This is a genomic window from Pseudomonas sp. 05N434, from assembly GCF_056396965.1.
This window is the reverse complement of record NZ_JBFTMK010000706.1, coordinates 1-3,482: the sequence shown is the minus strand read 5'-3', so window position 1 is coordinate 3,482 and position 3,482 is coordinate 1. Positions and strand designations below refer to the sequence as shown.

Below are 3,482 nucleotides of genomic sequence, written 5' to 3'. Positions count from 1 at the left end.
GACCTGTTGGGGCGGGATTCGGTGCCGGCGCAGCCTGATTTGTTGGCTCGATGCGTCAAGGGCAAGACGGTTTTGGTGACGGGGGCGGGCGGTTCGATCGGTTCCGAACTCTGTCGTCAGATTTTCTCCCTGGGGCCAACCACGCTGTTGTTGTTCGATCATAGCGAATTCAATCTCTACAGCATTTTGTCAGAGCTCGAGCATCGTATTGCTCGTGAGTCGTTGTCTGTCCGGTTGTTGCCGATACTGGGGTCGATTCGTCATCCCCATAAACTTCTGGATGTGATGAAGACCTGGAATGTGGACACGGTTTATCACGCGGCGGCCTATAAGCACGTGCCGATGGTTGAGCACAACATTGCCGAAGGTGTGCTGAACAATGTGATCGGGACGCTCAATACCGCTCAGGCTGCATTGGAGGCAGGTGTTGCAAACTTTGTGCTGATCTCGACTGATAAGGCTGTACGCCCGACCAATGTCATGGGTAGCACCAAACGGCTGGCCGAGTTGACCTTGCAGGCCCTCAGTCGTGAGTTGGCACCGGTGTTGTTCGGGGACAAGTCCAATGTGTCCCGGGTCAACAAGACCCGTTTCACCATGGTGCGGTTCGGTAATGTGTTGGGCTCGTCTGGCTCGGTAATTCCGCGCTTTCACAGCCAAATCAAATCAGGCGGGCCCTTGACGGTTACCCATCCGAAGATTACCCGTTACTTCATGACCATTCCCGAGGCGGCACAACTGGTAATACAGGCCGGCTCAATGGGGCAGGGGGGGGACGTGTTTGTGCTGGACATGGGCGAGCCGGTCAAGATCATTGAGCTGGCGGAGAAGATGATTCACCTGTCTGGCTTGAGCATTCGCTCGGAGAAAAATCCGCAAGGCGATATTGCCATCGAATTCACTGGACTGCGTCCTGGGGAAAAACTTTACGAAGAGTTGCTGATCGGCGACAACGTGTCCGCTACCCGGCACCCGATGATCATGAGTGCCAAAGAGGACCATTTGCCTTGGGAAGTGCTCAAGCGCAACTTGACGGAGTTGCTGTCTGCCGTTGAGCGGGATGATTATTCGCGGGTTCGCCAACTTCTGCGTGACACTGTCAGTGGTTACGCCCCGGACGGTGAAATCGTCGACTTGATTTACCAGCAGCGTCGCCTCGAACCTTGATTGTTACAACTCTGTAACGGACACATTTTTGACAGAATTGTCCCATGACCAGTGCTTCTATTGCAGCCATTGCTGCACCTGTGGTCAACCCTGATAACGTTACCGCGCCGATGGTGCAAACTACACCCTCGGTGGAGTCTGTAAAAGTTGATCTGAGCGGGGCGGGCGCGACTACCTTGCAGCGTGAACTCTCAGGAGTCGGCGAGGCCAAGGCCAGGGCAATTGTTGCGTATCGCGAGAGTAATGGGCCATTTGCGTCGGTAGATGAGTTGTTGGAGGTCAAGGCCATTGGCAAGGTGATTCTGGGCAAGAATCGCGACAAGCTTGAGGTGAACTGATTCGTGGGCGCGAGTGCCAGAGGCCGGTCATTGACCGGCTTTTTTATTTGTGCGCCAAGCATAGCGTGTTGCGCGTTAGCGCAACCAGCCTGGCTGTGGTGGCCTCATTGGTGACTTGGAGGTGAAAGACCTCTTCAGGCCGGGCAGGGGGCGTGTTAGCCAGGGGCAAGGGTGTCTCGGCTGGCTGCGAACCTCGCTGCAGGGTAAGAAGTCTTTTATGAGCGAACTCAGCCCGGTTGCCCCACACCGGCCGACGCTTGGCGACTTTTGTCGTCCGCAACTCCACCGCCTCTGATATCGCGACGTTGCCACTGCGCACGTCGGTGTGCCCAAGCTTTACGTCGCGCAACCGCATGTAAGGCCGCTTGACAAGTGCGCAGCACCACGAATGTGACTGGCAGCAGGAGATAAAACCATTCCTCGACCGCGAGGCTCCACGAGAAAAAAAGGGAGCGTCGGCCATGCAAAATTCAGCATGAACAGGAAGGACGACCAGATTTGCTTGAGATCGGCGACCCCGAACGTAACAAGATATGGCCAATCAGGAAACCGCTCAATACATAGAAAATCTCGACGCCGGTGACTGCTTGGGGGCAATGTAGGCGAGCAGCCTGCCCGGCGACGTGCCATGGGTGAGCGAGTGTCCGACAAGCACGGACAGTACAGCGATCGCGCACAAGACATCCAGCCCGAACACCCGTTCAGTCCGAGTGTCAGGCATATGAACATTCTTCGACATGGATCTGTCTTTTCCTTTTATTCTCGAGATCGACCAGCACTCTATTATTGCACTGCGCCCATCTCACTCCTTGTCCACACCACGGAGTTGCGCTTTCAGTGCTTGGACCCGCTACTCGCAGTGGTTCTGCGGGCTCACGTTCTAACCGATGGAGCATCGCTAAGGGGTATGACAATCAGGGGGGGTAGTGATGGCGGGTGGGGGCCTTGGATCGCTCCCTCGCAGCAGATCTGTTCGATCGCATCGAGATGATCTGTAACCCGCAACGCCTTCATGATTTCAATAATCTGTTGGTATCGGTAGAGTTCGAAAAGCATTACGTGATGAGCCTGGGAGCGTCTGGAAAATCCGGGGGGATTCAGTGTATAGTTTTTTGAAAGCGGAATTAGTACTTGCGCAGAATTGTGCGGTTCATGAAGTAGCGCAAAGGAGAGTAAAGTGGCAAAAGTGTCGATTGTGCTTACATCTTTCAATCATGATAAATACATCAGGCAGGCGATCGATACTGTTGTCAATCAGTCCTTCAGTGATTGGGAGCTGATCATCGTTGATGATGTATCGACAGATGCTTCTTGGGAGCTGATCCAGACCTACAATGACCCAAGAATCATCAAGATTCGGAATGATCGGACGCGTCGTTATATTTACAACATCAACCGTGCTATCGATACCCAGTCAACTGGCGAGTACATTGCCATCCATCACTCGGACGATGCCTGGGCGCTGGATAAACTGGAGAAGCAGGTCGCTATACTTGAGGCGAGTCCGCAAATAGGCGCAGTGTTTTCCCATGTGCAATGTATTGATGAAAACAACCGCCCGTTAACGATCGATTGGTTCAATCAGCCAAATAAATCCCGAGCAGCCTGGCTGCGGGGTCTCTTCTTCAATGAAAATCGTCTGTGCCATCCTAGTGCATTGGTCAGACGAAGCGCTTACGAGCAGAGCGGTTTGTATAAGTGTGCACATGCCCAGATCGATGATGCGGAACTGTGGACGCGCCTATTGAAGGTAAGCGACATCCATGTGGTTCAGGAAAAATTGACCTTGCATCGGATTTTCTCCGATCAGTCCAATGCCAGTGGTGATCGGCCGGACAGACGAACCCGGTTGAAGCTGGAGTGGCACCTGCAGAAGCAGCATTATGTCGACTTGCCACTCGCCGATATTCTTGAGGCCTTTCCGGAGTCTGAGCAATGGGTGACGGCTCAAGGGGCTAACAGTAAGTACCTGCTTGC

Annotated in this window: 3 protein-coding genes; all 3 read left to right on the top strand. The window is 53.8% G+C overall.

All coding sequences use genetic code 11. From position 1 onward, the window contains the following. On the top strand, positions 1–1,167 hold a 1,167-nt coding region (locus AC1DLB_RS28340), incomplete at its 5' end, for a UDP-N-acetylglucosamine 4,6-dehydratase family protein (protein ID WP_477786123.1). Between the two features lie 44 nt (positions 1,168–1,211). After that, positions 1,212–1,505, top strand: coding sequence for a ComEA family DNA-binding protein (locus tag AC1DLB_RS28335; RefSeq protein WP_477743461.1), 294 nt, complete (start codon positions 1,212–1,214; stop codon positions 1,503–1,505). A gap of 1,177 nt (positions 1,506–2,682) precedes the next feature. Then, positions 2,683–3,482, top strand: an 800-nt coding sequence (locus AC1DLB_RS28330) for a glycosyltransferase (protein WP_477786122.1), incomplete at its 3' end; no start/stop codon positions are given.